Raw genomic sequence first — 26,207 nt, 5'->3', positions numbered from 1 at the left:
CGCTACGCGGATGCCCGCGACCCGGTTGGGATATCGGCAAATCAAACGTACCGCTCATCATTCCCGAAGGGACGAAACAATTTGGCGCCCATTCTCACCAGTTTCAAAGACGACGCGCTGATCGCCCTGGACAATCTCGCCGACCGTGCCGCGGGTCTCGTCACCCCGTCCCTCAGGCTCGGCGTCACCGGCCTTTCGCGGGCCGGCAAGACCGTTTTCATCTCTTCGCTCGTCCACAACCTGCTGAACGGAGGGAGGCTGCCGGTTTTCGAACCGGTCCGGTCGGGCCGTGTATCCAAGATCCGGCTCGAACCGCAGCCCGACGACGCGGTCCCGCGCTTTCAATATGAGGATCACATTGCGGCGCTGGTCCGGGATCGGTCCTGGCCGGATTCGACCAGGGCCATATCGCAGCTGCGGATCACCCTCGATTACGAAAGCGCCAGCGGCTGGAACCGTCTGTTCTCTCCCGGGCGGCTGTCGATCGACATCGTCGATTATCCCGGCGAATGGCTGCTCGATCTGCCGCTGCTCGGCCAGGATTTCCGGCAGTTCAGCGACGCAACGGTTCAACGCGCACGCACCGGCATGCGCGCCGACCTGTCGAGCGAGTGGTTGGGACTTGCCGTCGCGCTCGGAGCCTCGGCGCCGGCCGACGAAGGCAGCGCCCGCCGGCTTGCCGAGAGTTTCACCGCCTATCTCAAGGCCTGCAAGGACGACGACCGGTCCCTCTCCACCCTGCCGCCTGGCCGCTTCCTGATGCCGGGCGACCTCGAAGGGTCGCCGGCGCTTACCTTCTCGCCGCTCCCCGACCTGCCTGCGGGCCGCGCCCCAAAGGGTTCGCTCTGGGCGATGATGGAGCGCCGCTACGAAGCCTACAAGACGCATGTGGTAAAACCGTTCTTCCGCGAACATTTTGCCCGCCTCGACCGCCAGATCGTGCTTGTCGACGCGCTTCAGGCGGTCAACCGCGGCACGGAGGCGCTGAAGGATCTGGAACAGGCTCTGGCAGACGTGCTTGCCTGCTTCCGGCCCGGCGTCAACTCCTGGCTGACTTCGTTCGTCACGCGCAAGATCGACCGCGTACTGATCGCCGCCACCAAGGCCGATCACCTGCACCACGAAAGTCACGACCGGCTGGAGCGCATCACGGCTCGCCTCGTCAGCCGGGCGACCGAGCGAATAGGAATGAGCGGGGCGGGCCTTGAGGTCATGGCGCTCGCATCTGTCAGAGCAACGCGGGAGGCCACCGTAGACCACGATGGCCATCGTTTGCCCGTGATCGTCGGAACGCCGATCGCCGGTGAAAAGATCAACGGCGAGATATTCGACGGCGAAAAGAAAACAGCGATATTTCCTGGAGACCTGCCGGAAGATCCTGAACTTCTTTTTGAAGCCGTCGACCGCGTCTCCGCATCGGCCCTATCCGCCTCCGCCCCGGAGCAAGCAATGCCGGAACTGAATTTCGTCCGCTTCCGGCCGCCGCATCTCGAGGAGACGCGCGGCGGTTTGAAACTCTCCGTGCCGCATATCCGGCTCGACAGGGCCATGCAGTTCCTACTCGGAGATCGCCTGGCATGAGTGATGACTTCAACGACCGTCGACGCAGGCCGGCCGCCTTTTCCGTCGAGGCCGAGGAGGCCACCAAACGCGAGATGGAACAGACGCCGCGGCGCCCACCGGGGAGTTTCAGCGAAAAGATCGTCATGACGCCCGATGCCGAGGACCCGTTCATCGGGACCACCGCGGCGATCGAATCGCTCAACCTGCCGGAAGCAAAGCCGCAGCGGCGCCGGCTCTCCTTCGGCAAGATCGCCGGGGGGGCTTTCGGCATCCTCATTTCGCTCGCGGTCGGGCTTTGGATCGACCGGCTTGTGCGCGACCTCTTTTCGCGCGCCGACTGGCTTGGCTACGGAGCCGTCGCAGTCGTGGCGATCGGCGTCGTCGCTTTCCTGATCGTAATCGCGCGCGAAATCTTCGGCATGATGCAACTGACCGCTGTCCAGACGCTGAAAGCCGATCTGGCCGCGGCCGCCGAGGCCGGAAAGACGCAAGCCGCACGTGTTGCGACCGCGAGGCTCGTTCACCTGCTCGCCGGCAATCCCCGGACGGCCAAGGGCCGTGCCCGCCTGACGGAGACCGAGGGCGATATCATCGATGCACCCCATCTCATCGAACTGACGGAGCGTGAATTGCTGGCGCCGCTCGACCGCGAGGCGCGGCGGATTATTCTTGGCGCCGCGAAGCGGGTGTCGATCGTGACTGCCGTCAGTCCGCGCGCTCTCGTGGACCTCGGCTACGTGATCTACGAATCCGCGCGGTTGATCCGTGCCATGGCCGAACTCTACGGCAGCCGCCCGGGCACGCTCGGCCTGCTGCGCCTGATGCGCGACGTCATCGCGCATCTCGCCGTCACCGGCTCGATCGCCGTCGGCGACAGCCTCATCCAGCAGATCCTCGGCCACGGCCTGGCATCCAAGCTGTCCGCCCGCCTCGGCGAGGGCGTGATCAACGGGCTGATGACGGCGCGCATCGGGATCGCGGCGATGGATCTCTGCAGGCCGATGCCGTTTCGCGCGCTCAAGCGCCCCAGCATCGGCGACTTTCTGGGCGACCTGGCGCCCGGCGCCGCACGGTCCGAGGACGCAGCCGGCTGATCGTCGATCCATCGCCGGCGCGCCCTGCCCTCTACGCAAGATAAGCGGCCCAGAAGCCGGGCTGAAACCATCCGTTAACCATTTTCACGGCAATGTAGACGTCAGTTTCCAGCTTGATCCATCAAGGACTGCTCATGCTCTCGCGCCCTTCTCCGATTGTTCGCGGCATTGCCGTTATCGCGCTCGTCGCCGCCGCGGGCCTTGCGACACCCGCGTTCTCCGGCGCCCGTGACAAGGCGTTCTTCGACAGGATTGCCGGGCAATGGAAAGGCCCGGGCGAAATCGTTGCCGGCAAGTACAAGGGCACGAAGTTTACCTGCGATCTTACCGGTGAAGCGGCACCCGGCAACGAAGCCGGCCTGAAACTGGACGGCTTCTGCCGCGTCGGGGTATTCAAGCAGCCGATGTCGGCGACGATCGTCCGGAAGGGCAACAGCTACACCGGAAAGTTCCTGGACGGTGCCGAGGGCAAGGGTCTCGACGTCGTGTCCGGCAGCGTTGCCAAGGACAAGGTGGTCGTCGGGATCAACCGCAAAAAGCTCAATGGCGCGATGATCGCGCGCCTGCACGGCGAAGAAACAATGAACATCACGATCTCGGTGAAGGTCGAGGACACCATGGTTCCGGTCATCGGTGTGAGCCTCAACCGGCAGATGGACGATATCGCCGTCGGTTCGATCGAGTAACCACCCTTCCCGACAGACCTGTACGAGCACGGCTTCTCCGCTTATTGCTCCGCGCGCCACCATTCGACGTTTTCGTCGGCCACTTCGATACCCTTCACATCCGCCCGGCCCAGCCATTCTCTGACTGTCCGTCCGTCGACGGTAAGGTCTGCGGCAAAGTCGGCGAGCGGCTTCAGCACGAAGCCGCGTTCGGTCATGCGCGGATGAGGCAGCGTGAGCGTCGCGCTCGCCCTGTTGAGGTCACCGAAGGTCAGGAGATCGATGTCGATGGTGCGGGGACCCCAGCGCTCCATTCTCACACGCTTCATGGCTCGTTCGATCTCGAGACAGGCGGCAAGCAATGCCTCTGGTTCCAGCGTCGTTTCGACTTCCGCACAGGCGTTGAAGAACCAATCCTGATCCGTCTTGCCCCATGGCGGCGTGCGGTAGAGCCGCGAAACCGCTACGATCCGGCAATCCGACCGCGCATCGAGCGCCCGCAGGGCTTCCGCCATCGCCCGGCGCGGATCGCCGAGATTGCCGCCGAGACCGAGGATCGCGTGCCGCCAGCTCCTATTCGGCGACATGCTCGACCGTGACTTCCACGTAATCCAGGATGCCCGGAACCGGCGCGTTCGGCTTGCGGATGGAGACCTTCGCCCGGCGAATCTGGCGAAAACGGGCGCAAAGCGTCTTGGCGACCTCAAGCGCCAGCGCTTCGATCAGGTAACGCCGGCGTCCAGTGACGATCCTCTCGATCTCGGCGAAGGCGATGCCGTAATGCACGGTGTCGTCGATGCAGTCCTCGGCAAGCGCCGTCCCCTGGTCGACGACCAGTTCCGCATCGACGAAGAAACGCTGCCCGAGAAACTCCTCTTCGTCGAGCACGCCATGGCGGGCAAAGAACGCGCAGTTCTTCAGTGTGATCGTGTAGGTCGCAGTCATGGCTTCATGTCCCGTCAGCTGATCTTTGCGGCCAGCATAGCATCGGCCACCGCTAACGCATCCCTGTTGATTGCGACATCGTGTACCCGAAAAATCGCAGCGCCGGCCGTTCTGAGGAGCGCCGTCGTCGCGGCGGTACCAACGTCGCGGCCTTCCGCCTCTCGGCCCGTCACCGCGCCGACGAAGCGCTTGCGCGAAGTTCCGACAAGAAGCGGCCGTCGAAACCCATGCAACGCCCTGAAGCGCGCCATCAGTTCGAGGTTCTCGTTCGTGTCCTTCGCGAATCCAAAGCCCGGATCGAGCACGACCCGTTCCCGCGCCACGCCGGCGTCGGCGGCGATCCGCAGAGACCGTTCCAGGAAATGGAACTGATCCTCGATCACATCGCTCAGTTTCTCCCGATCGCGTCCGGTATGCATGATGCAGAGCCCCGCACCCGTCTCGGCCGCCACGGCCGCGATCGCCGGCTCGCGCTGCAACCCGTGCACGTCGTTGACGATGTGGGCGCCGGCGTGAACCGCCAAACGCGCGGTTTCCGCGCGGTAGGTATCGACCGAGATGACGGCCCGGGACTGCCGCGCGATCGCGGCGATAACGGGCAGAACGCGGGCCTGTTCCTCGTCGGCGCTGACCGGTTTGGCGTCCGGTCGCGTGGATTCGCCGCCGATATCCAGGATTTCCGCACCCGCCTCCAATGCGCGCAGCGCAGCTCTGACAGCAGCGTCGGGATCAGCGAAGCGCCCGCCGTCGGAAAATGAATCCGGTGTAACATTGATGATCGCCATCAAAACGCCACGCGGGCCCAGTTCGAGATCGCGTCCATGCGCCAATTGCCAGCGCCAGGGCTGAAATGGATCGTATGTCATTGTTCCGGTCCGCAGCTGAACGGTTTGAATTCACCGCCCGTCATGGTGCAAATATATCATTCGAAAGCAACATGTTATGACGCCTTCCTCACACACCTTGCAAGCTTGTCGACGTCGGTTGGGGCCGATTTGTGTTGCGCTGGCTTTGGCTATGCCCCAAGCTTCAATGAAGTTCAACCGGCGAGAACGCGCTTCCATGCCCCGACTACACATCCCGCTGCGTGCAGCCCTGGTCGCATTGCTCGTCGGAGTCCCGTTCGGCAACGCCTCGGGCGAAACACTGATCAGCAAGAGAATCTCCTACTTCTCGATCGGAGGGCGCACGGCCGCAGAACTCGACAAGGCGCTTTCGGCGTCCGGCCCTATGATGAAGAGCACCGGAACGCGGCATCCGGGCGCCACCCGGATCAAGTTCGGCGGCACGGTCACCTATGTTAGTCGCGACGACCGCTGCGCGGTGGGCTCGGCCAAAGTCACGCTCAACACGCGCATCATTCTGCCACGCTGGAAGCATCGTCGACAGGCGGGCCGCGATCTGGCCCTGGTCTGGGACACGCTGGCGAGCGACATCAAGCGCCACGAGGAACGCCATGCGGAGATCGCGCGCATCCACGCGCGCCAGATGGAAAAGGCACTGCTTTCACTGAAAGCCGAGGACAGTTGCGAGCGCATGCAGGCCCGGGTAGCGGAAGTAAGCGCCGAAGAAGTCGAGCGGCACGACAAGGACCAGGCGCGCTTCGACCGCACCGAGGCGGCGAATTTCGACCGGCGGATGATCCGGTTGCTGCAATACCGCCTCGAAAGCCTGAAGAAGAACGCCAAGGCCCGCTGATGGCGTGAGGCAGGCCGTGCATCGCCGCGGCGCGAAGCGCGGGACCGTGTCCGCGCTTTCGATCGGAATACCCCAAAGAAACGGTGGGATATAGTTTCCGCTTCAGAAGAAAACGCCGGGAACCCACAGTATTTTACTGGCGGAATCTAGTGATAGCGGGGCGCAGCCGACTCAGCTATATTAAAGTCATGCAACGAGCGGAGGAACCGAAGTTCAACTGCTCGATGAAGTTGACATTGGATTGCGGATCAATACCGAGATCTCGCGTTTTAGTGGCAACCGGCGTGAGTTTGGCTTCGTCGTCTTCGGCTATTGCAGCATTATCCGGACGATGAGGCAGCACAGGTTCTCCTGGCGTGTCCTGGTGCGGCAGATGTTCCCTCCCTCATCTGCATGCGATGCGCCCTCCTAGCCTCGCTTGTCGATTGACCGGCGAGGCTTTTTTTTGCAACGACGGCCCGTTCGAGCCGATCAGGCCTGGCGCTCGGGGACATGAACGACAAGCCCGTCCAGAGCTTCGCTCATCTTGATCTGACAGGAGAGACGCGAGGTCGGACGCACGTCGTAGGCGAAGTCCAGCATATCCTCTTCCATCGCTTCCGGCGTGCCGACCTGCGCCGCCCAGGCCTCGTCGACATAGACATGACAGGTGGCGCAGGCACAGGCCCCGCCGCACTCCGCCTCGATCCCGGGGACCGAATTGCGAACCGCATTCTCCATGACCGTGGAGCCGTTCTCGACATCGAGTTCGTGGCGCGCGCCGTCAAAGGCTACGATCGTAAGTTTTGTCATTTTTCTTTCCGGAACGAATTGAGGGGCCGGCCGGCTGGCACAGGGCTTGTCAGGACTAGGCGGTGCCCCGGCTTTGAATTCAGGGCACGTTCTTCCAACAAATCAACCGGCCAGTCAACACAATGCGGCCGGTCCGCACAGCCTCAAATTGCCGCGGCGGTCGGGCAGATCGCGTTTAATGATAGGTTTTAAGCCATCCCGCCCAAAAGTGCGCAGCGGTTTTGGGACAACGACATGCACAATAACGACAAGCTGCAGCCAGATCACGTTCATGTTTCTAGGTCGGGGTCGACCGACATGAGCGTGACCGGCCCCAAAAAGTTAGAGCGGGATGCGAGCGGAAAACCGCGCCCGCTTTCCTCACCCCGCTCTTCCGCCCGATAAGTGCGCGCGCTTCAGGTCAACGGCAGAGTTTCAAAACGAAGAGCTCAGCCTCGAGAACGGCAGCGCCGAGAGCGCTCCGCAGAGCAGCGTCGGCGGGACATTTCTCGATGGCGGCTGCAGCCTCGGCGACCGCGACCGCACCGACCGCGAGAGCCGCCCCCTTCAGACGGTGGGCCTCCTGGCTGCAGGCCTCTGCGTCACGTTCCGCCATCTCGGCCATCGCCTGGCGTGCCTGACGCGCAAAGAGCTTCAGGACCTCGGTCTCGAGCGCCGTGTCCCCCATCGTCTGTCTGTAGAGATGCGCAAGGTCGATGGGATTCCTGCTGGAGGGAGTGGAACTTGCGGGGATGTCCGGTGCCTCGAAGGCTATCTTGAGTGCCGCCATGGGCTCGCTTCCTACAATCGATTTCGCGTAAACAATCGCACCGTTTTCAAACAGGAATATCGGTGCGCGGCACTGCCATTGACCTAAAACGCGGCGCAATGGAGGCAGAAAAATTGAGGAAATGGTTAACGACCATTAAACCGGCTGATTCCCTTGGCTTTTCGGGTCCCGAGGGCTCGCTTCCGTTAAGAAATCATTAGGATTTTAATGAATGGGGAACGCTCATAATTGTAAGAGCCCGGCTAATGTGTCACTACGATACGATTAGGAACGGGTCCGTATATGAAAATGGCAACTGTTCCGGTGGATAAGCTGCGTCCCAAGGTGTCGCAGTGCATAGGCTGCGGCTATCCATCGAGGCGATGTAATGGGTGATCAGTCAATCTGTGGCTTCGTTGCGAAGCTTGGACCTTGCGGTCACCGCCCTGGTTCGGATGTTCCGCTGGGCACCTGGCGGCACAGGAAGACGGCCATCATCGGGCAATAGTAGTGAGGCGTATCCGTATGGCGACGAAGAAGACCAACGAGTCGATCGACGAAAAGGCGTTCCAGGCGCTGGAAGCTGCCCTGAAGATCGACTTTGACGACCTGAAGTCGGCCTTGAACGACGAGACTTCCCTGGACGAGCCGGTGCCGGAAAGTGTGTCCGAGAGCGCCCGCCAGGCCGCCGGTTCCGGTGAGGCCCGCGCCGCACGAACGCAACAGGAAGCTGCGAAGCCCGCGCGCGGCGCCGAAGCACCGCGCAGTTTTGCGAGCGAAATGGCTCCGAAGCAGCCCCCCCTGGCGCCGGCCAACGATGACACGCGCAAATCCCCAGCCGCCATGCTGCGCTCGCTGGAGGTCCGCTCGAGCCGCGCGGCAATCCGCGTCGCTGCGATCGTCTCGCTGGTCTGGACAGTGGCCGGACTCGGCGTCGCCCACCTTCTTTATGCGCCCGGGATCTGGCAGATCCGCTCTCTCGGCGATCTCGCGGCAATGCCTGGAGCGATCGGCATCCTGCTCGGCATCGCCCTGCCCGTCATGCTCTTCTTCTCCTTCGCGATCATGATCGCGCGTGCTCAGGAACTGCGCAGCGCCGCGCGTTCGATGGCAGAGGTCGCGATGCGCCTCGCCGAGCCGGAAACCAATGCCGCCGACCGCGTCATGACGGTCGGTCAGGCCGTGCGCCGCGAAGTCTCGGCGATGAACGAGGGCATCGAGCGCACCATCGCCCGGGCAACCGAGCTCGAAGCGCTCGTGCATTCGGAAGTCAGCGCACTCGAGCGCAGCTACAGCGAAAACGAACTGCGTGTCCGCACGCTCGTCCAGGAGCTCGGTCTCGAACGCGAGGCGATCATCGGCCATTCGGATCGGATCCGCACGGCTATCGCCGGCGCGCATACCAAGCTGAAGGACGATCTCGAAACTGCAAGCGAGGACATTGCGTCGCGCATCGCCGTTTCCGGGGAGGCCTTCGCTTCCCTCATCGATACCCGGGCCGCGGCACTTACCGACAAATCGGACCATGCGCTCGAAAATCTGAGCACCATGCTGACCACGCGGACCGACGCATTGCTTTCGGGCCTTACGACCGCGGGAGTGGCGCTCAGCAACGAGTTCGACGCGCGTCTCGATGCACTCAGCGATAACCTGACGCAGCGTGGCGAGCAGTTGCTCAGCCAATTCGAAACCCGTGCCTCGACGCTCGACGCCAATACCGAGAAGCTCAACGCCGCCCTGAACGAACGCGCCCGTCAGCTCAACGAGACGCTGATCGCCCGCACACGTGACCTCAATGAGAGCCTCAGGATAGGCCAGCAGGCGATTTCCGGCGGTCTCGACGACGTGCTTTCCTCGCTCAACTCGGCCCTTGACGAAAAAGGAGCGAGCTTCCGCCAGAGCCTCAAGTCGAGCGCCGACGACGCCATCATGGATCTCGATCTGCGCGGCGGCTTTTTCGAGGAAAAGCTGCAGACGACGGTCGGCCAACTGGCAAGCGCCTTCGACGAACGCTTCCACGAATTTGCAAGCGCCTTCGACAAGCGTGCCAGCCAGCTCGACACCAAGCTCATGGAAAGCCTCCACCGGATCAACGAGACCGTTTCCGGCGGCTCGGAGGCGATCGGCGGCGCCCTTGACAGCAGCGTGGACAAGATCAATTCGGCGCTGTCCGACCAGTCGCTCACCCTGGCAACGGCGCTCGGCGCGACGCAGGACTTCATCGAGGAGACGATCGGCAGCCGCACCTCCGAGCTCAGCAGCCTGATCGGCAACGCGCACAACCGCATCGAGAGCGTGCTTTCCGACAAGACCGGCTCGCTGATGGGCGCGCTGACCGAAGCGCAGGAGCGCATCGAGAACGGCTTCGGCCAGCGTGCCGATGCGCTTGCCAACGCGCTGACGGCGAGCGAGCGAAGCCTGACGGACGGACTCGACTCCCGTACATCCGCCTTCATCGAGGGCTTGCAGTCTGCTCATGCCCGCATCGAGCAGACTCTTACCGGCTCCACCGACGAGATCACGAGCGCGATCGCCGCAAGCCAGCATCGGCTCGACAACACGCTTTCGGAACGTACCGCCGCGCTCTCGACCGCCCTCGCCTCAGGAACCAGCGTCATCGAAAGTACCGTCGGCGGCACAGCAGACCGGCTTGAGCGTGTCCTTTCCGAGCGCGGGCAGTCGATCACCGACGCACTGTTCAACCAGACAGCGGCGCTCGACGGCGTGCTCGCCGAGCGCGCGACGCAAATCAATTCCACCATGTCGGCCCGCGCAAGCGAAATGGCTGACTCGCTCAGCCGTCATGCCGAGGACGTCGCCGACAGCCTGACTTTCCGCGCCATGGCGGTCGCCGAGACCATGACCGACCGCGTCGGCGAGATCGAAAACAAGCTTTCGCAGAGCGTCTCCGAAGTCGCCGAAAACCTGGGCGGCCGCGTCAGCCTGATCGCCGATACGCTCACCGATACCAGCGCCCGCATTGCCGAGGACCTGAGCAGCCGAGTCGGAAAGATTTCCGAGACGCTGGCCGGTACAAGCGCCGAAATTGCGGAAGCGCTTACCGCCCGCACGTCGGAAGCAACCGCTTCGCTTGCAGGAAAAGCGGCCGAGATCGAACAGACGCTCACCGGCAGGGCCTCGCACCTGCGCGATACGCTGACGACGACGCACGACGAGATCCGTTCGACGCTCGACGACCGGATCACGGCGATCAACCTTGCCGTCGGCCAAGGCCGCGAGCAGCTGGAAGAACTGCTCTCGGATCAGTCCATGGCGATGGCAACGACCCTGGCGACCAGCGCCAGCATGCTCGAAATGTCGCTGGAAGAGCGCCAGGCATCGATCGCCGGTGCGATCGAGCGCAGCACCGAGGCGCTCGCCGCCCGCACGTCGGAAGCAACCGCATCGCTTGCCGACAAGGCCACCGAGATCGATCGGACGCTCTCCGGCAAGGCCGCGCAGCTGCGCGACACGCTGGCGACCACCCATGAGCAATTGCGCACGACCCTCGACGAGCGGATCAACACCATCAACCTCTCGGTTGGCCAGGGACGCGAGCGGCTCGAAGAGTTGCTGTCCGACCAGTCGATGGCGATGGCCACCACACTGGCGACCAGCGCCAGCATGCTCGAAATGTCGCTGGAAGAGCGCCAGGCATCGATCGCCGGAGCGATCGATCGCAGCGCCGAGGCGCTCGACTCCCGTATGCGCTCGACGACGGGCGAGATTGCGGAACGTCTGGCCGAAACAGCCGATCAGATCAGTCTGGCGGCTGACACGCTCACCAACCGCGTCGACATTTCGATCAGCGGCGTCAATAGCCGCCTCGACGAAACCGGCGCTCGCATCGAGACAAGCCTCGGTTCGCTCGAAGAACGCATCCGCGGCAGCGTCGGCGACGTCGACGCCATTCTCGGCGAAACCGGCGCACGCATCGAAACGAGCCTCGGCTCCCTCGAAGAGCGCATCCGCGGCAGCGTGGGCGATGTCGACGCCATTCTCGGTGATACCGGCGCGCGCATCGAAACGAGCCTCGGCTCCCTCGAGGAGCGCATCCGCGACAGCGTCGGCAGCGTCAATGCGATCGTCGACAATGCCGGCCAGCGGATCGCCGACAGCCTCGGTGAGCGCGCAGGCGAAATCGACCGGATCAGCGAGGCTGCGGCAACGCGCATATCGACTGCCATCGAAGCCGGCACAGGCCGGATCGAGGAGCGGCTCGGCACGATGGATCGGGCCCTCAATATCGGCCTCGACAACGTAAACCGCACGATCGAAGGGAAAGCTGCGGCGCTCGTAACCAGCCTGCGTGGCGCCGTAAGCGACGCCACCCAGGAGATCGACGCGGAAGCCGCCCGGTCGGCCGGGCTCCTGTCCAAGGCCGGCGCCGACTTCGCAGGTGCGCTCGCCGCGAGCAACGCCGAATTTGCGTCGTCGATCGAGCAAACCGCATCGGCCACGGCCGCACGCCACGCCGATCTCGCCCGCTCGGTCGCGGAAGCCGCGGACACGGCGACCGCCCGATTGGCCTCGACCAACAGCCAGATCGCGACCCATGCCAAGAGCATTCAGCAGAGCCTGACCGAGGCGGAGAAAGCGCTCGATGCGCGCGGCCAGTCCATCCGCAGCACGCTCGACGAAAGCACCCGCGAACTCAACTCGATGCTTGCCGGACGCTCGATGGAACTGTCGCGTCTTCTCGACGAGCAGGCTCGCCCTGTCATCGAACAATACGCCGCCACCGGCAAGGAGGCCGCCGAACGCATCGCTTCCCTCACCCAGGAAAGCGCCGACCGCCTGCGTGCCGAAAACGCGGCGCTCATCAACGCCATTACCGAACGGACCGGTGAGACGCTCGACGCCATCTCGTTGCGTGCGGAAGAGACCGCCAAGGCGATGAAAATGGTCGAGAACCGGCTGCAGTCGACGGCCATGGGCCTGATCGATCAGCTCGCGTCGAGCAATTCGGCGATCGCCACGGTCATCGACCAGGCGAGCGGCAATCTCGGAGACATGGACCAGCGGCTCGAGGCGACCGCCGCAAAGGTCTCGGAAACGGCGCGGCAGGCCTCCGACATGCTCTCCACCTCGACCCGCCTGATCGAAGGCAAAGTCGACAAGCTGTCGGACATTTCTTCCTCGACATTGTCGCAGATCGGCGGCATCGTCGGCCGCTTCGAAGACCATTCGAAGGTTCTCGGACAGGCTTCCGACCTCCTGGCGGCCGCCCAGTCGAACCTTGTGAGCACGCTCGAAGAGCGCCAGGACGCGCTTCGGACACTCTCGGTCGGCCTCGTCCAGCGTTCGGAGGAGATCGAGCGGACCATGCGCGCTCTCGAGGGCTTCGTCGACGGCGCCTTCCAGCGGGCCGAGGAACGCTCCGGTCAGGTTGCCGGCAATCTGCGCAGCGGGATCCAAACCTCCTTCGCCGATGTGGGCCGACTGCTGTCGAACACCGAACAGCGGGCAACCGAGGCTGCAGAGGCCCTGCGCGATACGCTTGTGAAGGCGAGCGATGAAGCCGCCGCTTCGGTCGAAGGGGTCTTCTCGCAGGCCGAGGAACGTTCACGCCAGATCGCCGACAGACTGCGCTCCGGCGTCGAGACGTCCTTCGCTGACGCAAACAAGACGCTTTCGCAGGTCGAAGGACGTGCACTCAGCGCCTCCGAGGCCCTGCGGCAGGTCATGGCAAAGACCGGCGAGGAAGCCGGCCAGGCGCTCGAAGGCGCGTTCGCCACCGTGGAAGAGCGTGCCAAGGACGCGGCCTCGCGGCTGCGCAGCAGTATCGGTGCGTCGGTCTCCGACGTCGAGCGTATGCTGGCCGAGAGCGGCAAGAAGTCCGATGGCGTCGCAGCACAGTTGCGCGAAGCCGTCCGCCAGGCGATCGAGGATGCGATCGGCCGTTTCAACGGCGCAACCGACGACATCCGTCGTTCCGCCGGCGAAATCCGCAAGGAACTCGACATGACGCGCGAAGAATTGAAGCGCGGCGCTTTCGACCTTCCGGAAGAGGCCAAGGAAAATGCCGCGCTGATGCGGCGCGCCGTCGGCGAACAGATCAAGGCGCTGCAGGAATTGTCCGAGATCATCGGCAAGTCTTCCTCGCAGCTCGAAGTCGCCCAGCCGGTTCGCCAGCAGGAAGCCCCCGCTGCCCCGGCCGCCCGCGTCGTCGCGCCACAAGCCGCCGCACCGCAGTCATCGCTGCCGCAAGCCGCCGTGCCGCAACCTGCCGCACCGCAGCCGGCTCCGAATGCCGCTCTGCGCGGAAGCCTGGGCATAGAGCAGGCCACCCGCCCGCTGCAGCCTGCCCGGCCGCCGGCAACGGAGGAACGCGCCGAAGAGGGCGGCGGCTGGATGCGCGATCTCCTGCGCGCGGCTTCCCGCGAGGAAGAGCCTGCAGCAGCGCGGCCGCGCTCGGCGGAAAGCCAACCGGTGGCAAAAGCCGGCGCCAGCCGCAACCCTCGCCATGTGGTCGAGTCGCTGAATTCGCTCTCGGTGGACATCGCGCGTGCAATCGACCACGACGCCTCCGTCGAGCTTTGGCGTCGCTATCAGCGCGGCGAACGGGACGTCTTCACCCGCCGCCTCTACACGCTGAAGGGGCAGCAGACCTTCGACGAAATCAAGCGCAAATACGATCGCGAACCGGAGTTCCGCACCGCCGTCGACCGCTATATCGCCGACTTCGAGAAGCTGCTCGCCGATGTGGCGCGCAACGATCCCGACAAGCGCATCACCCAGACCTACCTGACGTCCGATACGGGCAAGGTCTACACCATGCTTGCCCACGCGGCAGGGCGCTTCAGCTGACACGGACAGCAATCGGTCTCTCGGGAACGGCCTCGTCGCAAGACGGGGCCGTTTCTATTCATCTCTCCTCTTCCTCATCTCTCTCTGTGCTCGTCACGGAGATGAGGGCAGCGCCGCGTCTGCGGCGCGGAAGAGCCTTTCCAGCCCAAGGACTTGGTCTGGCTGGATTCCTGTGACGAGCACAGGAATGAGGGACCGGGGATGTCCCGCTACTACATCGAAGCGAAGCGGGACGCTGTAAACGGGCCTGGCCCGCGACCTTTCCGCGCCGCCTCGCTATCTTCACGGTTTATGAAACGCGCCGAGGGGTCGCACCCTCTCGACCCTCATCCCTGTGCTTGTCACAGAGATCCAGCAGCGCCGCGTCTGCGGCGCGGAAGAGCCTTTCCAGCCCAAGGACTTGGGCTGGCTGGATTCCTGTGACAAGCACAGGAATGAGGGACCGGGAAGTGCGGCCACTACATCGAAGCGGAGCGGGACGCTGTATACGGGCGTGGCCCGCGACCTGTCGTGTCGCCTCGCTATCTTCACGGTTTATGAAGCGCGCCGAGGGACCGCACCCTCTCCTCACCTCATCCCTGTGCTCGTCACAGGGATCCAGCAGCGCCGCGTCTGCGGCGCGGGAAGCGTTCTTTCAGCCCAAGGACTTGGTCTGGCTGGATTCCTGTGACAAGCACAGGAATGAGGGACCGAGATGTGCGGCTACTACAACTATTGCTTGCGAATATGCGAGGGAATGGTCAGCCTATGACGCAATGAAAGGTTACGTCTACATTCTCGCATCGAGACGCTGTATACGGGCGTGACCCGGGACCTTCCGCGCCGCCTCACGATCTTCACGGTATAGGACGCGCCGAGGGGCCGCACCCTCTCCGCCCTCATCCCTGTGCTCGTCACAGGGATCCAGCAGCGCCGCGTCTGCGGCGCGGGAAGAGTCCTCCGGGGGGAGCCGTTGCCACGGAGAGAAACCGGCTGGCACTCGCTTCAAGCGACGCGGTCTGCCAACGGCATTGTTTGGGATAGGTGAAGGTCAAGCCGCGTGTCGTCTCCCCCCTTATGGGGGAGAATACCTGCGGCAGGCCTTCGCTTCAAATTCTGCGTTCTGCCCGCATGCCACAAAAAAAGCCCCGGTAAAAAACACCGAGGCTTCCTGTCGGTCAGGCCTGCTGGCCAGCAGGCAAACCGGATCAATGTTCCTTGTTCGCGTAGACCGACTTCTTCGTCAGGTAGATGAGGCCCGTGAAGATGAGCAGGAACACCATGACCATGAAGCCGGTGCGCTTGCGATCTTCCAGATGCGGCTCGGCGGCCCACATCAGGAACGCCGAGACGTCCTTGGCATATTGGTCGACGGTCTGGGGGGCGCCGTCGTCATAGGTGACCTGGTCGTCTGAGATCGGCGGTGCCATCGCGAGTGCCGCGGCGCTGGCGAAATACGGGTTGTAATGCGTGCCTTCGGCCACTTCCACGCCCGCCGGCGGATCCTGATAGCCGGTCAGAAGCGCATGGATGTAATCCGGACCGCCTTCCTGGTAGGGCCAGAACATGTCGAAGACGAATTGCGGGAAACCGCGTTCGATGCCGCGTGCCTTCGCGATCAGCGAAAAATCCGGCGGTGCCGCGCCGTTGTTCGAAGCAGCCGCCGCTTCCTTGTTCGGGAAGGGTGACGGGAAGTGGTCGGACGGAACGGCCTTGCGCGTGAACATCTCGCCATCCGCGTTCGGACCGTCCTCGACTTCGTAATTCGCAGCGAAGGCCTTCACCTGCGCTTCGGAGTAACCGAGATCCTCGAGCGTGCGGAAGGAGACGAGCTCCATCGAGTGGCAGGCCGAACAGACCTCGGTGTAGACCTTCAGGCCACGCTGCAGCTGCCCCTTGTCGTAGTGGCCGAACAGCCCGGCAAAAGTCCAGTCCTGCTGTTCCGGCTTGTGGATCGGGTAGTGGGGCGTGCCCCCGGCGTGCTCCTCGCCGCCTGCTTCGTCCTGCGCGACAGCCGCTCCAAACCCGAGACCGGCGACGACAGCAAGTGACAGAATGCCTGTAACAAGCTTTTTCATTGTTGTGGATTCCTTATCGATCGCTGTTCCGGTCAGGCGCGTGCGGGCTTCAACTGCGCCTTGGCATTCTGTTTTTCCAGCACCGCTTCGGTGATGGAGTTAGGAATGCGCTTCGGCGTCTCGATCAGACCGAGGATCGGCATGATGACGAGGAAGAAGGCGAAGTAATACAACGTGCCGAGCTGCGACATCACGACATAGAGGCCTTCCGCCGGGCGCGAACCCAGCCAGCCGAGCATGATGCAGTTAGCAACGAAGATCCAGAAGCACAGCTTGTACCAGGGGCGGTAGACAGCCGAGCGGACCTTCGACGTGTCGAGCCAGGGCAGGAAGAACAGGATGAGGATCGAGCCGAACATCACCAGAACGCCGCCAAGCTTGGAGTCGATCGGGCCGACGTTGAAGGTGATTGCCCGCAGCATCGCGTAGAACGGCAGGTAGTACCATTCCGGAACGATATGAGCAGGAGTCTTCAGCGCGTCCGCCGGAATATAGTTGTCCGGGTGTCCGAGGAAGTTCGGCATGTAGAAGACGAACCAGGCATAGACGATCAGGAAAACCGATACACCGAGCGCATCCTTCAGCGTCGCATAGGGCGTGAAGGGCACGGTGTCGGACTTGGACTTGACCTCCACCCCGGTCGGGTTGGTCTGGCCGGTGACATGCAGCGCCCAGATGTGCAGGACGACGACGCCTGCGATCATGAACGGCAGAAGGTAATGCAGCGAGAAAAAGCGGTTGAGCGTCGGCTGGTCGACGGCGAAGCCGCCGAGCAGGAACTGCTGGATCCACTCGCCCACCAGCGGGAAGGCCGAGAAGAAGCCGGTGATGACGGTTGCCCCCCAGAAGGACATCTGCCCCCAGGGCAGCACGTAGCCCATGAAGCCGGTCGCCATCATCAGGAGATAGATGACCACGCCGAGGATCCAGAGGATCTCTCGCGGCGCCTTGTAGGAACCGTAATAGAGGCCACGGGCGATATGCAGGTAGACCGCGATGAAGAAGAACGACGCGCCGTTGGCGTGCAGGTAACGCAGCAGCCAGCCGTGATTGACGTCGCGCATGATCTTCTCGACCGAATTGAAGGCGACGCTCGTTTCTGCGGCATAGTGCATGGCCAGGACGACGCCGGTGAGGATCTGCACGATCAGCATCACCGAAAGCATAGCACCAAAGGTGTAAGCGTAGTTCAGGTTGCGCGGAACCGGATAGGAGACGAACGAGTCGTGAACGAGCCGAGGCAGCGGAAGACGGGAGTCAACCCACTTCTCGATGCCTGTCGTTGGCGTGTAGGTTGAATGATCAGCACTCATTATCAGTAGTCCCCTCAACCGATCTTGATGACTGTGTCGGAAACGAACGAGAAGGTCGGCACGGCGAGGTTTTCCGGTGCCGGGCCTTTGCGGATACGGCCGGCCGTGTCGTAGTGCGAGCCGTGGCAGGGACAGAACCAGCCGCCGAAATCGCCCGCCTGACCGAGCGGAACGCAACCGAGGTGGGTGCAGACCCCCACCATGATGATCCAGTTTTCCTTGCCCTCGCCGGCGGAACGATCGAGATCGTTTGCCTCGGCATCGGACGGAAGGTTGGCGTTGCGCGCCACCGGATCCTTCAATTCTTCGAGTGCTACGGCCTTGGCCTCTTCCACTTCCTTATCGGTGCGGTTGCGGATGAAGACCGGCCTGCCGCGCCACTTCGCCGTCAGCGACATGCCCGGCTGCAAGCTCGAAACGTCGACTTCGATCGAAGCAAGCGCCAGCGTGGATGCGTCCGGACGCATTTGGTCGATGAACGGCCATGCCGCCGCACCGGCCCCGACAACGCCGGCCATACCGGTAGCCAGGTATAGGAAATCGCGGCGAGTGGGCTCGCCCATGGTCTCGCTTGAAGTCTCGTGTTCGCTCACGGCTAAAACATCCTCTCACGCAAATGTTGCGGAAACCGCATCCGCCCCCGGCGCGCTTCCTGCCCCGTCCCGAGCCTGGAACCACGCCCCGTCAAACGCTGACACCCCATCCGGCCCCTTGAGGCAAGCCACGGATCGGATGTCAGAATCCGGGAAAAATTCTGCACGCAGATTCCCCATCAATCCGGCGCGTTCTATGCCTGATCGCAGATTATGTCCAGCCTTGACAAGGGGCCGCGGGCAGATTGTCGCGGGGAAAGGCGCGACCAATTGGCACAAGGACTTGACGCGTTATAGCCGCGCCGCGGAGCGCCCTATTCCGCGGCCTCTTCGCGCGCGATGAAACCGCCCGACTGGCGCGACCAGAGATCGGCGTAGAGACCACCGTTGGCGATGAGTTCGGCATGGGTGCCGTCCTCGACGATACGGCCCCTGTCCATGACGACGAGCCGGTCGAGCGCGGCGATCGTCGATAGCCGATGCGCGATGGCCAGCACCGTCTTGCCCTGCATCAGCCGTTCCAGATTGGACTGAATCGCCGCTTCCACTTCCGAATCGAGCGCCGAGGTCGCCTCGTCCAGCACGAGAATCGGCGCATCCTTGAGCATGACCCGGGCAATTGCGATACGTTGGCGCTGGCCGCCGGAAAGCTTGACGCCGCGCTCGCCCACATGTGCATCGAACCCTCTGCGGCCGCGCTGATCCTGCAGATCGACAATGAAGTCATGGGCTTCCGCCCTGCGCGCCGCCTCGACCAATTGCTCCTCGCCCGCCCCCGGTCGCCCGAAGAGGATATTGTCGCGGATCGACCGGTGCAAAAGCGACGTGTCCTGGCTGACCATGCCGATCTGGCTGCGCAGCGATTCCTGCCGGACGGCAGCGACGTCCTGTCCGTCGATGAGGATCCGCCCTCCTTCGAGATCGTAGAATCGCAACAGCAGATTGACGAGGGTCGACTTGCCGGCACCCGAACGGCCGACAATGCCGACTTTCTCGCCCGGACGGATGGTGAGCGAAAAGTCGTCAATGACCCCTCCGCCCCTGCCGTAGTGAAACGTCACATGTTCGAAGCGGATTTCCGGACGGCTGACCCGCAGTTCCGGTGCGCCCGGCCGGTCGGTCAGCCCGATCGGCTGCGATACCAGCTCCGCCGAATTCTGAATCGTGCCGATATTGCGCATGATCGCATTGAATTGCGACATCATCCGCCCGAGCAGCATGTTGAGGCGCAGGACCAGCGCCAGGGTGAACGCGACGGCGCCGGAACTGACCGCGCCCGCCAACCACAAGTGAACGGCGTAGACCGCGATCGCCGCGATCATCATGCCGGACAAAAGCGCGAGCGATGCCCTCACCCCCGTCAGCAGGCGCGTGAAAGGGATGACTGCTCCCTGGAAACGGTGGAACCCACCCCGAATATAACGGTCGTTCTCTTCGTCACTGCCGAACAGCTTCAGCGTCTGGATGTTCGCATAGGCATCGACCATGCGGCCGTTCAGCATCGACGCCATCTCCGCCGTGTCGCGGGCATGCTTGCGCACACGCGGGACGAAATAGCGCGCGAGCACCAGGAAGATCACGATCCAGAAGGCGACCATCGCCGCCAACCGCCAGTCCAACTGGGCGATCAGCGCCATGGTCGAGGCCGTGTAGATCACGATGAACCAGACCACCTGCAACAGCGAAACGATCAGGTCGCTCGTCGCCTGTGCGCCGCTCCAGACCTTGGTGACGATACGCCCGGAAAAGTCGTTCTGAAAGAAGGAGAGCGACTGGCGCGCGACATGGACATAGGATTGCCAGCGCACCAGGTTCAGGAAGCCGGTGATGATCGACTGCTCCTCCACCAGCGCGGCAAGCGTCACCGCAAGGAAGCGGAAGACCAGGACCGTCAGCAGCATGAAGAGCAGTTCCGGTCCGTTGGTCGAGATCAACCCATGCCAGCCGTCCTCCGGTCGGATCGTGTCGAGCACATCGACAAGCCGACCGACGAAATAGAACAGGCCGGCTTCCAGCATCGCCACCAGACCGCCGAGCACGGCCATGGCGAGGAAAGGACCTTTCGCCTGGCTGGCGTAAAACCAGGCGTAACCCAAGAGCGACCGCGGCGGCTGCAGCCGCTCGCGCGGCGCAAAGGGGTCGATCCAGTTTTCGAAAATCTTGACGATGGCGCGCAGCATCGTTCCGATATAGGCGGTTCTGAAATCCGGGCAATCCGTTTTCGCTTCCGCGCCCATTACGATTGCGTAACGCCGGCCCGCTGAACGCGGAGCCGGCAGTGGCCCGGAGGCGGCGGATTACTCCGCCGCCTCCTCCTTTTCGACCTCGTCGGCGATGAAGCCGCCGGACTGGCGCGACCAGAGATCGGCGTAAATGCCGCGCCTGGCGACGAGTTCGTTGTGAGAGCCGGTCTCGACGATCCGGCCGGCTTCGAGGATGACCAGGCGATCCATCTCCGTCAGCGTGGACAGGCGATGCGCGATGGCGATCACCGTCTTGCCGGACATCAGTGCGAAGAGATTTTCCTGAATAGCCGCCTCCACCTCCGAGTCGAGCGCAGACGTCGCTTCGTCGAGGATGAGGATCGGTGCGTCCTTCAGGAAAACGCGGGCGATCGCAATCCTTTGCCGCTGGCCGCCCGAAAGCTTGACCCCGCGTTCGCCGACCTGAGCGTCGAGCCCTCGCCTGCCCAGATTGTCTTCGAGCGTCTGGATGAAATCCCATGCATTCGCTTTCTTCGCGGCGGCGATGATGTCGTCGTCGCTTGCCTGCGGATGCCCATAGGCGATGTTGTCGCGAATGGAGCGATGCAGGAGCGACGTGTCCTGCGTCACGACGCCGATCTGGGAACGCAGGCTGTCCTGGGTGACGGTCGAGATGTCCACGCCGTCGATCCGGATCGCGCCGGATTCCAGATCGTAGAAGCGCAGAAGCAGGTTCATCAAGGTCGTCTTGCCGGCGCCGGAGCGGCCGACCAGCCCGATCTTCTCCCCGGGCCGGATATCGAGCGACAGCCGGTCTATGACGCCCTTGGCCTTGCCGTAATGGAAGCGGATGTCTTCGAAGCTGATCGCACCCTGGTCGGCCTTGAGCGTCACGGCAGCCGGCTTGTCGACGATGTCGTGCGCCTTGGTCATCATGCCCATGCCGTCATAGACAGTGCCGATATTCTCGAACAGCGCCGACACTTCCCACATGATCCATTGCGACATGCCGTTGACGCGCATGGCAAGACCGATCGCGACCGCGATCGCGCCGATCGAGATTCCGCTCGTCAGCCACAGATATATTCCGAGAGCGCCGACGGAAAAAAGGGCGATACAGTTGTTTGCGTAGACAAATATGTGAAAGAGCGTGACCTTCCGCATCTGCCGGTACACGGTGCTCAGGAATTCGTCCATGCCCGCGCGGGCGTATGTCTCCTCCCGCCCGGCATGGGAGAAAAGCTTGACGGTCCCGATATTGGTGTAGCTGTCGACGATGCGTCCGGTCATCATCGAGCGCGCGTCGGCCTGTTCCTTGGAGATCTTCTGCAGCCGCGGAACGAAATAGGTGACGATCACGATATAGATGACGAGCCACAGCCCGAGCGGCATCACGAGGCGCCAATCCGCGGCCGCCACGACGATCAGCATCGTCGCGAAATAACTCACCACATAGACGAAGACGTCGAGGATCTTCATCACCGTTTCACGGACCGCAAGCGACGTCTGCATGACCTTCGTCGCCACGCGCCCGGCAAACTCGTTGGCGAAGAACGTCATGCTCTGCCTGAGCAGATAGCGATGCATCTGCCACCGCGCGATCATCGGATAATTGCCGAGCAACACCTGATGCATCACGAAGGAGTCGAGGGCGACCAGCCCCGGCAGACCGATAAGAATGAGGGCTGCCATCCAGGTGAGCCTGGCGCCTTCGGTCGCAAGAAAGGTTTCGCGGTCAGCGGTGGACAGCCAATCGACCACATTGCCCAGGAACTGGAACAAGGCCACTTCGCCGATCGCGATCAGCATGGTGCAGATCGACATGATCAAGAGCCACGGAGCCGCGGGCTTGGTATAGTGCCAGCAAAAGGCAAAGAGACCCTTTGGCGGGAGCTTCGGCTGCTCCGTCGGATAAGGATCGAGGCGGGATTCAAACCAGCCGAACATTGTCTAGCCCCTTCAGATAGCTTGAAGGAAAGCGGGTCGCCCCGCATTCTTTATCTTGAAAAATACAACCCGGAAATGACGCCCGCCAGCGGAGCATGACCCCGGATGAACCGGAGCGCGCATCGCTCGATCGAAAAAAGCAGAGGCGCGGAACCGGTCAGGCCAGGAAAGGCCGTGTTACTCGTGGGAGGCGCGTCAACATCAGAACAGTCATGCATGCCTCCTTCGGTTCGCGTTGAAGAGGACAGAGCTTTAACCTTATTCGTGCTGCCATGCCAGATTGTCGCAGGCATTTTCTTGACCAATTTTTCGCCGGCCGTTGGTCTGTTGCCAATACGGCACAAATTAGCGGCGGCAAAAGAAGCGGCCCCGAATGAATCGTCTCGGAGTACACCCGACCATGGATCGCGAGGCCGATCGGTGGCATAGGAACCGTCATCAATCACTCCCACGCTCCAATCTATTCTATCGACAGGCGCATGAACGACCTCCGCATCGCCCTTTACCAGCCTGACATTCCAGGCAATACCGGAACGATCCTGCGGCTCGCCGCCTGCCTCGGTCTTTCGGTCGACATCATCGAGCCTGCCGGTTTCGATCTTTCGGACCGCAATCTCAAGCGTGCGGGAATGGACTATATCGCGGCGGTGACCATGACTCGGCACGTCAGCTGGGAGCGTTTCGAAACATGGCGGTCGAGCACCGGCAGACGCCTCGTGCTCGCCTCCACCAAGGCGGCCGCCCCCTATACGCGCTTCAGCTTCCGGCCGGACGACGTCCTTCTCTTCGGCAGGGAAAGCGCCGGAGTTCCCGATCACGTCCACGAACGGGCCGAAGCGCGCATCCTCATACCGATGGCGCCCGGCCAGCGTTCGCTCAACATCGCCATGGCAACCGCCATGATCGCCGGAGAAGCGCTGCGGCAGACCGGCGCCTTCTGAGCCGAAACGAGCGGCGGCCCTCAGCGGCACCCCGGTCCGGTGTCCTGACGGCGGTCATGCGGCGATCTCGTTGTAGGGCGTTGCCTTGCGGGCGTATTTCAGGGTGCGCGCCCACCAGGTCAGCCGGTCGATCATCAGGAATAGCGGCGCACGCATCTCTTCCGGTTTGTAGAGATTTCCCGCCGCATCGAACTTCGACCAGGCCTTGGCGAAGGAGATTCCGTCGCGAAGGGTCACGGCGTGCAATTCGCCGAAGACCTGCCGCAATTGTTCGACGGCCCGTATGCCGCCCGATGCGCCGCCATAGGAAACGAAGGCTACCGGCTTTGCGTGCCAGGGCTCATAGACCGCATCGATCATCTCCTTCAAGGCCGCCGGGTAGCCGTGGTTGTACTCCGGAGTGATGACGATGAATGCGTCCGCTTCGGCGACCTTCCGCTCCATCCACTCGGCTGGACCGGCGGATTTGTCGCCGCGAGCGCTTTTCATTCTGACGGGATCGATGATCGTCAGGCTGAACACGTCGGACGTCTCGAGCTCACGAATGAGCCAGCTCGCGACCGTGTCGCAGAAACGGCCCTGCCGTGCGCTGCCGTAGATCAGGGCAAGGGTCATCTTTTCAGTCATGCTATGTCGGCTCCATGTTGTCGGTTACAGGGAGCTCATGCTATAGAACCTCAACTATAGTTGAGGTCAATAGCAGCCGTGAAAAAAGACAAACCCAATGATGTCAAGCGCGAACTGACGGTCGGCGAAGTGGCCGAACGCAGCGGCCTCGCGGTGTCGACGCTTCATTTCTACGAGACCAAGGGCCTCATCCGCAGCAATCGCAGCCGGGGCAATCAGCGGCGCTACCCGCGTTCCGTCCTGAGGCGGGTGGCCGTGATCAAGGTTGCCCAGCGTACGGGTATCCCGCTTGCCGAGATCCAGTCGGCCCTGTCGGTGCTCCCCGACGACCGGCCGCTGACGGTCGACGACTGGGGACGGCTCTCGAAGACCTGGCGGCAGCAGCTCGACGAGCGGATCGCCAAACTGACGGCGCTGCGCGATCAGCTCACAGGCTGCATTGGCTGCGGTTGCCTGTCGATGCGCGACTGTCCCTTGCGCAATCCCTGGGACGTTCTTGCCTCCGAAGGAACGGGGCCGCGCCTCATCGATCCCGCCGATGGGGCGGAGCATGAGGCCAGTTAGCCGGCTGACCCGACTGCGCAGGCCTCATACGGGAGAGCAGCGCCATGCTGGCCAACGCACCGAGGGAGCAGAGAAGCGCAAACGCCAGCGTCCACCGGTTACCCCCCTCGCCAAGCAGGAACGAAAAGAACGGCGGGGCGGCGGCGAAAGCCAGGTTGAGCGGCAGGCCGAGGCGCGCCACCACCGCCCCATACTCCGTAGAAGAAAAGAAGACGAGCGGCATCGTCGCCCGGCTGACGGACATGGCGCCGCTTGAAAGGCCATAGAGCACGAGGAAGAGAACGATCGACCATTCCGCCCCTTGCCCAAGCGCGAGCGCCAGCAGTGCCGGCGGCATGATCGCCGCGGCAACCAAGCCCGTCGTCAACCCGTCCCAGCGATTGCCGCCGAGGAAATCGAAAAGCCGCGCCGAGAGCTGGATGAACCCGATGGCCGACCCGAAGCCGACCGCCAGATAGCCGGGCACGGCAAAGCTGCGGAAAAGATCGATCATCACAAGCTGAAAACCCCAGGTAACAAAGCCGTTGAGCGCGACCGCCGCCGTGATCAGGGCAACGACGCGCCACCGGCGACGAACAGCCGGCGACGCAGATCGATTCGATTTGGCGACCCGGGGATCGGATTTTGGCGGCCCGCGCCTGGGCAAAGCAAAAAAATGCAAGGGCGCGCAGGCGAGGAGCATTACCGCGCCATAAAGGACGAATGTGCCGCGCCAACCGAGAGCCGCCTCGCAGAAAGTCGTGACCGGCCAGGCGATCGTGGGTGCGAGCGCCATGGCGAGCATCTGCGCCCCTATGGCACGACGCGCGCCCTCGCCCGCGATCTCTGTGAGGAACACCTGAGCCGAAGTCGTGAGTGCTGCCGCCCCGGCCAGACCAAGAATGCCCCAGGCCGCAAAATAGGAAACCGGACCTCCGGCGCCGGCCAGCAGCCACAGCCCCGGAGCCGCGGCTGCCGAACCGAAAGCGAGCACGAGCCGCGCCCCGTAGCGCGCGTAGACCGGCGCAAGCAGCGGTGAGCAGAAGGCCATCGCGACCAGCATGACGGTCGGGCCGAGATAGATGGCCGAAGGCCTCAGGAGAAGATCGTCCGCCATTCCGTCCGCCGTCACCGAGACGAACATGAACATCGCTCCCCAAGCGATGATCTGGGTGATGGAGAGCACGATGATGGAACGGAGAACGGGCATCGGGGCAGGTTCGGGAATACGCGCAATGGCGAGAGGGAGACACAAACTGGTTTATCGCGCCGCCATGATCTTGGCCACGCTATTATCGATGGACAAAGATGCATCTTGCCTGTCGGTATGAACGGTGGGATCGGGGGCAATCAGTCTGCGCTCGGGAGACGGCGCATCGTGAACTCGATCTCGCCGCCTTCGAGCTGGCGCCAGCTCTCGACTTCGGTCCAATAGGCAGCCTTTGGCCAGGTATCGAACCACTCCCGCGCCTTGGCCCGCGCGGCATCGCGCTCGAGCCGAAACGTCTCGCGCACGAAAAGCCCGTCTCTTCGTGTGGGGTGCTCCCGGCGATGCCGGGCGATCTGGCGCCGCAAGCCGTCCAGCGGCGGTCCTGGGGGTATCTTCGCCATGGGCCATACCTCTGGCGAAAAGATAGGATGAGCGCCGCATTATTGCCAGTCATTTG

The 26,207-nt window shown here is 63.1% G+C and carries 20 protein-coding genes; 7 read left to right on the top strand and 13 right to left on the bottom strand.

Annotation, left to right across the window (positions count from 1 at the left end; genetic code table 11):
* Positions 1 to 81: 81 nt before the first annotated feature.
* The 3 genes from BHD07_RS20670 (at position 82) to BHD07_RS20660 (ending at position 3,343) form a co-directional block, all read left to right on the top strand.
* Positions 82 to 1,581 (top strand): YcjX family protein, encoded by a 1,500-nt coding sequence (locus BHD07_RS20670; protein ID WP_100673127.1) that lies wholly within the window; start codon positions 82 to 84, stop codon positions 1,579 to 1,581.
* Positions 1,578 to 2,657, top strand: a complete 1,080-nt coding sequence (locus BHD07_RS20665; RefSeq protein ID WP_100673126.1) for a YcjF family protein — start codon at positions 1,578 to 1,580, stop codon at positions 2,655 to 2,657. Before BHD07_RS20670 ends, BHD07_RS20665 begins: the two co-directional genes overlap by 4 nt.
* Positions 2,658 to 2,791: 134 nt before the next feature.
* Positions 2,792 to 3,343: a hypothetical protein gene (locus BHD07_RS20660; protein WP_018095108.1), complete on the top strand. Its 552-nt coding sequence runs from the start codon at positions 2,792 to 2,794 to the stop codon at positions 3,341 to 3,343.
* Between the two features lie 41 nt (positions 3,344 to 3,384).
* On the opposite strand, the gene folK is transcribed toward BHD07_RS20660, so the two are convergent.
* From folK to folP, 3 genes are read right to left on the bottom strand one after another with little or no spacing between them, the layout of a single operon-like run.
* The gene (gene folK / locus BHD07_RS20655; RefSeq protein ID WP_338282902.1) at positions 3,385 to 3,909 is read right to left on the bottom strand and encodes a 2-amino-4-hydroxy-6-hydroxymethyldihydropteridine diphosphokinase; all 525 of its coding nucleotides are present in this window, start codon (positions 3,907 to 3,909) and stop codon (positions 3,385 to 3,387) included.
* Entirely contained in the window at positions 3,896 to 4,267 is a 372-nt protein-coding gene (folB, locus tag BHD07_RS20650) for a dihydroneopterin aldolase (RefSeq protein ID WP_018095110.1), read from the bottom strand. The genes folK and folB overlap by 14 nt, the downstream gene beginning before the upstream one ends.
* Before the next feature lie 14 nt (positions 4,268 to 4,281).
* Positions 4,282 to 5,133 carry a dihydropteroate synthase gene (folP, locus tag BHD07_RS20645; protein WP_338282901.1) on the bottom strand — a complete coding sequence of 284 codons (852 nt, stop codon included), beginning with the start codon at positions 5,131 to 5,133 and terminating at the stop codon, positions 4,282 to 4,284.
* Between the two features lie 196 nt (positions 5,134 to 5,329).
* Here folP and BHD07_RS20640 point away from each other — a divergent pair, with 196 nt between their 5' ends.
* Positions 5,330 to 5,965: a DUF922 domain-containing Zn-dependent protease gene (locus BHD07_RS20640; protein WP_275597838.1), complete on the top strand. Its 636-nt coding sequence runs from the start codon at positions 5,330 to 5,332 to the stop codon at positions 5,963 to 5,965.
* A 471-nt stretch (positions 5,966 to 6,436) separates the two neighbouring features.
* Here the strand turns inward: BHD07_RS20640 and BHD07_RS20635 are convergent, their stop codons facing one another.
* Both BHD07_RS20635 and BHD07_RS20630 read right to left on the bottom strand, forming a co-directional pair.
* Complete coding sequence (locus BHD07_RS20635) at positions 6,437 to 6,757, bottom strand: 2Fe-2S iron-sulfur cluster-binding protein (RefSeq protein ID WP_029957011.1); 321 nt, start codon at positions 6,755 to 6,757, stop codon at positions 6,437 to 6,439.
* Between the two features lie 400 nt (positions 6,758 to 7,157).
* Positions 7,158 to 7,526: an Hpt domain-containing protein gene (locus BHD07_RS20630; protein ID WP_338282900.1), complete on the bottom strand. Its 369-nt coding sequence runs from the start codon at positions 7,524 to 7,526 to the stop codon at positions 7,158 to 7,160.
* Between the two features lie 504 nt (positions 7,527 to 8,030).
* On the opposite strand from BHD07_RS20630, the gene BHD07_RS20625 reads away from it, so the two are divergent.
* A complete protein-coding gene (locus tag BHD07_RS20625) occupies positions 8,031 to 14,315 on the top strand; it encodes an apolipoprotein A-IV repeat region-like domain-containing protein (RefSeq protein ID WP_338282899.1) in 6,285 nt (2,094 codons plus the stop codon).
* 1,187 nt (positions 14,316 to 15,502) lie between these two features.
* Here BHD07_RS20625 and BHD07_RS20620 read toward each other — a convergent pair.
* The 5 genes from BHD07_RS20620 to BHD07_RS20600 form a co-directional block, all read right to left on the bottom strand.
* The gene (locus BHD07_RS20620; RefSeq protein WP_100673119.1) at positions 15,503 to 16,372 is read right to left on the bottom strand and encodes a cytochrome c1; all 870 of its coding nucleotides are present in this window, start codon (positions 16,370 to 16,372) and stop codon (positions 15,503 to 15,505) included.
* Positions 16,373 to 16,404: 32 nt separating this feature from the next.
* Complete coding sequence (locus BHD07_RS20615) at positions 16,405 to 17,685, bottom strand: cytochrome b (RefSeq protein WP_338282897.1); 1,281 nt, start codon at positions 17,683 to 17,685, stop codon at positions 16,405 to 16,407.
* Positions 17,686 to 17,699: 14 nt separating this feature from the next.
* Complete coding sequence (petA, locus tag BHD07_RS20610) at positions 17,700 to 18,278, bottom strand: ubiquinol-cytochrome c reductase iron-sulfur subunit (protein ID WP_275597835.1); 579 nt, start codon at positions 18,276 to 18,278, stop codon at positions 17,700 to 17,702.
* A 314-nt stretch (positions 18,279 to 18,592) separates the two neighbouring features.
* Entirely contained in the window at positions 18,593 to 20,458 is a 1,866-nt protein-coding gene (locus BHD07_RS20605; RefSeq protein ID WP_379943086.1) for an ABC transporter ATP-binding protein, read from the bottom strand.
* A 117-nt stretch (positions 20,459 to 20,575) separates the two neighbouring features.
* A complete protein-coding gene (locus BHD07_RS20600; protein ID WP_338282895.1) occupies positions 20,576 to 22,429 on the bottom strand; it encodes an ABC transporter ATP-binding protein in 1,854 nt (617 codons plus the stop codon).
* A 479-nt stretch (positions 22,430 to 22,908) separates the two neighbouring features.
* Between BHD07_RS20600 and BHD07_RS20595 the strand changes: the two genes are divergently transcribed.
* Positions 22,909 to 23,370: a tRNA (cytidine(34)-2'-O)-methyltransferase gene (locus BHD07_RS20595; protein WP_100673115.1), complete on the top strand. Its 462-nt coding sequence runs from the start codon at positions 22,909 to 22,911 to the stop codon at positions 23,368 to 23,370.
* A gap of 54 nt (positions 23,371 to 23,424) precedes the next feature.
* Here the strand turns inward: BHD07_RS20595 and BHD07_RS20590 are convergent, their stop codons facing one another.
* Positions 23,425 to 23,997, bottom strand: coding sequence for an NADPH-dependent FMN reductase (locus tag BHD07_RS20590; protein WP_010969495.1), 573 nt, complete (start codon positions 23,995 to 23,997; stop codon positions 23,425 to 23,427).
* Positions 23,998 to 24,075: 78 nt separating this feature from the next.
* Here BHD07_RS20590 and soxR point away from each other — a divergent pair, with 78 nt between their 5' ends.
* The gene (gene soxR / locus BHD07_RS20585; protein WP_100673114.1) at positions 24,076 to 24,561 is read left to right on the top strand and encodes a redox-sensitive transcriptional activator SoxR; all 486 of its coding nucleotides are present in this window, start codon (positions 24,076 to 24,078) and stop codon (positions 24,559 to 24,561) included.
* Here the strand turns inward: soxR and BHD07_RS20580 are convergent.
* Positions 24,521 to 25,750: an MFS transporter gene (locus BHD07_RS20580; RefSeq protein ID WP_100673113.1), complete on the bottom strand. Its 1,230-nt coding sequence runs from the start codon at positions 25,748 to 25,750 to the stop codon at positions 24,521 to 24,523. The two genes, soxR and BHD07_RS20580, sit on opposite strands and share 41 nt — an antisense overlap.
* A 140-nt stretch (positions 25,751 to 25,890) precedes the next feature.
* On the bottom strand, positions 25,891 to 26,151 hold the full coding sequence (locus BHD07_RS20575) for a hypothetical protein (protein WP_003534130.1): 261 nt from the start codon (positions 26,149 to 26,151) through the stop codon (positions 25,891 to 25,893).
* Positions 26,152 to 26,207: the final 56 nt, after the last annotated feature.

The sequence above is a fragment of the Sinorhizobium sp. KGO-5 genome, assembly GCF_036245905.1.
GTDB classification, from domain to species: domain Bacteria; phylum Pseudomonadota; class Alphaproteobacteria; order Rhizobiales; family Rhizobiaceae; genus Sinorhizobium; species Sinorhizobium meliloti_A.
Note: the sequence above shows the minus strand (reverse complement) of the source record. Positions and strands in the feature narration are given on the sequence as shown.

What these genes read in the sequence shown, in the direction of transcription:
- folB (WP_018095110.1), bottom strand. Translation starts at nt 4,267, where the DNA reads ATGACTGCGACCTACACGATCACACTGAAGAACTGCGCGTTCTTTGCC.
- BHD07_RS20595 (WP_100673115.1), top strand. Translation starts at nt 22,909, where the DNA reads ATGAACGACCTCCGCATCGCCCTTTACCAGCCTGACATTCCAGGCAAT.
- BHD07_RS20600 (WP_338282895.1), bottom strand. Translation starts at nt 22,429, where the DNA reads ATGTTCGGCTGGTTTGAATCCCGCCTCGATCCTTATCCGACGGAGCAG.
- BHD07_RS20630 (WP_338282900.1), bottom strand. Translation starts at nt 7,526, where the DNA reads ATGGCGGCACTCAAGATAGCCTTCGAGGCACCGGACATCCCCGCAAGT.
- BHD07_RS20575 (WP_003534130.1), bottom strand. Translation starts at nt 26,151, where the DNA reads ATGGCGAAGATACCCCCAGGACCGCCGCTGGACGGCTTGCGGCGCCAG.
- BHD07_RS20590 (WP_010969495.1), bottom strand. Translation starts at nt 23,997, where the DNA reads ATGACTGAAAAGATGACCCTTGCCCTGATCTACGGCAGCGCACGGCAG.
- BHD07_RS20635 (WP_029957011.1), bottom strand. Translation starts at nt 6,757, where the DNA reads ATGACAAAACTTACGATCGTAGCCTTTGACGGCGCGCGCCACGAACTC.
- BHD07_RS20620 (WP_100673119.1), bottom strand. Translation starts at nt 16,372, where the DNA reads ATGAAAAAGCTTGTTACAGGCATTCTGTCACTTGCTGTCGTCGCCGGT.
- BHD07_RS20660 (WP_018095108.1), top strand. Translation starts at nt 2,792, where the DNA reads ATGCTCTCGCGCCCTTCTCCGATTGTTCGCGGCATTGCCGTTATCGCG.
- BHD07_RS20625 (WP_338282899.1), top strand. Translation starts at nt 8,031, where the DNA reads ATGGCGACGAAGAAGACCAACGAGTCGATCGACGAAAAGGCGTTCCAG.
- BHD07_RS20605 (WP_379943086.1), bottom strand. Translation starts at nt 20,458, where the DNA reads ATGCTGCGCGCCATCGTCAAGATTTTCGAAAACTGGATCGACCCCTTT.
- BHD07_RS20665 (WP_100673126.1), top strand. Translation starts at nt 1,578, where the DNA reads ATGAGTGATGACTTCAACGACCGTCGACGCAGGCCGGCCGCCTTTTCC.
- folP (WP_338282901.1), bottom strand. Translation starts at nt 5,133, where the DNA reads ATGACATACGATCCATTTCAGCCCTGGCGCTGGCAATTGGCGCATGGA.
- folK (WP_338282902.1), bottom strand. Translation starts at nt 3,909, where the DNA reads ATGTCGCCGAATAGGAGCTGGCGGCACGCGATCCTCGGTCTCGGCGGC.
- BHD07_RS20580 (WP_100673113.1), bottom strand. Translation starts at nt 25,750, where the DNA reads ATGCCCGTTCTCCGTTCCATCATCGTGCTCTCCATCACCCAGATCATC.
- BHD07_RS20615 (WP_338282897.1), bottom strand. Translation starts at nt 17,685, where the DNA reads ATGAGTGCTGATCATTCAACCTACACGCCAACGACAGGCATCGAGAAG.
- BHD07_RS20640 (WP_275597838.1), top strand. Translation starts at nt 5,330, where the DNA reads ATGCCCCGACTACACATCCCGCTGCGTGCAGCCCTGGTCGCATTGCTC.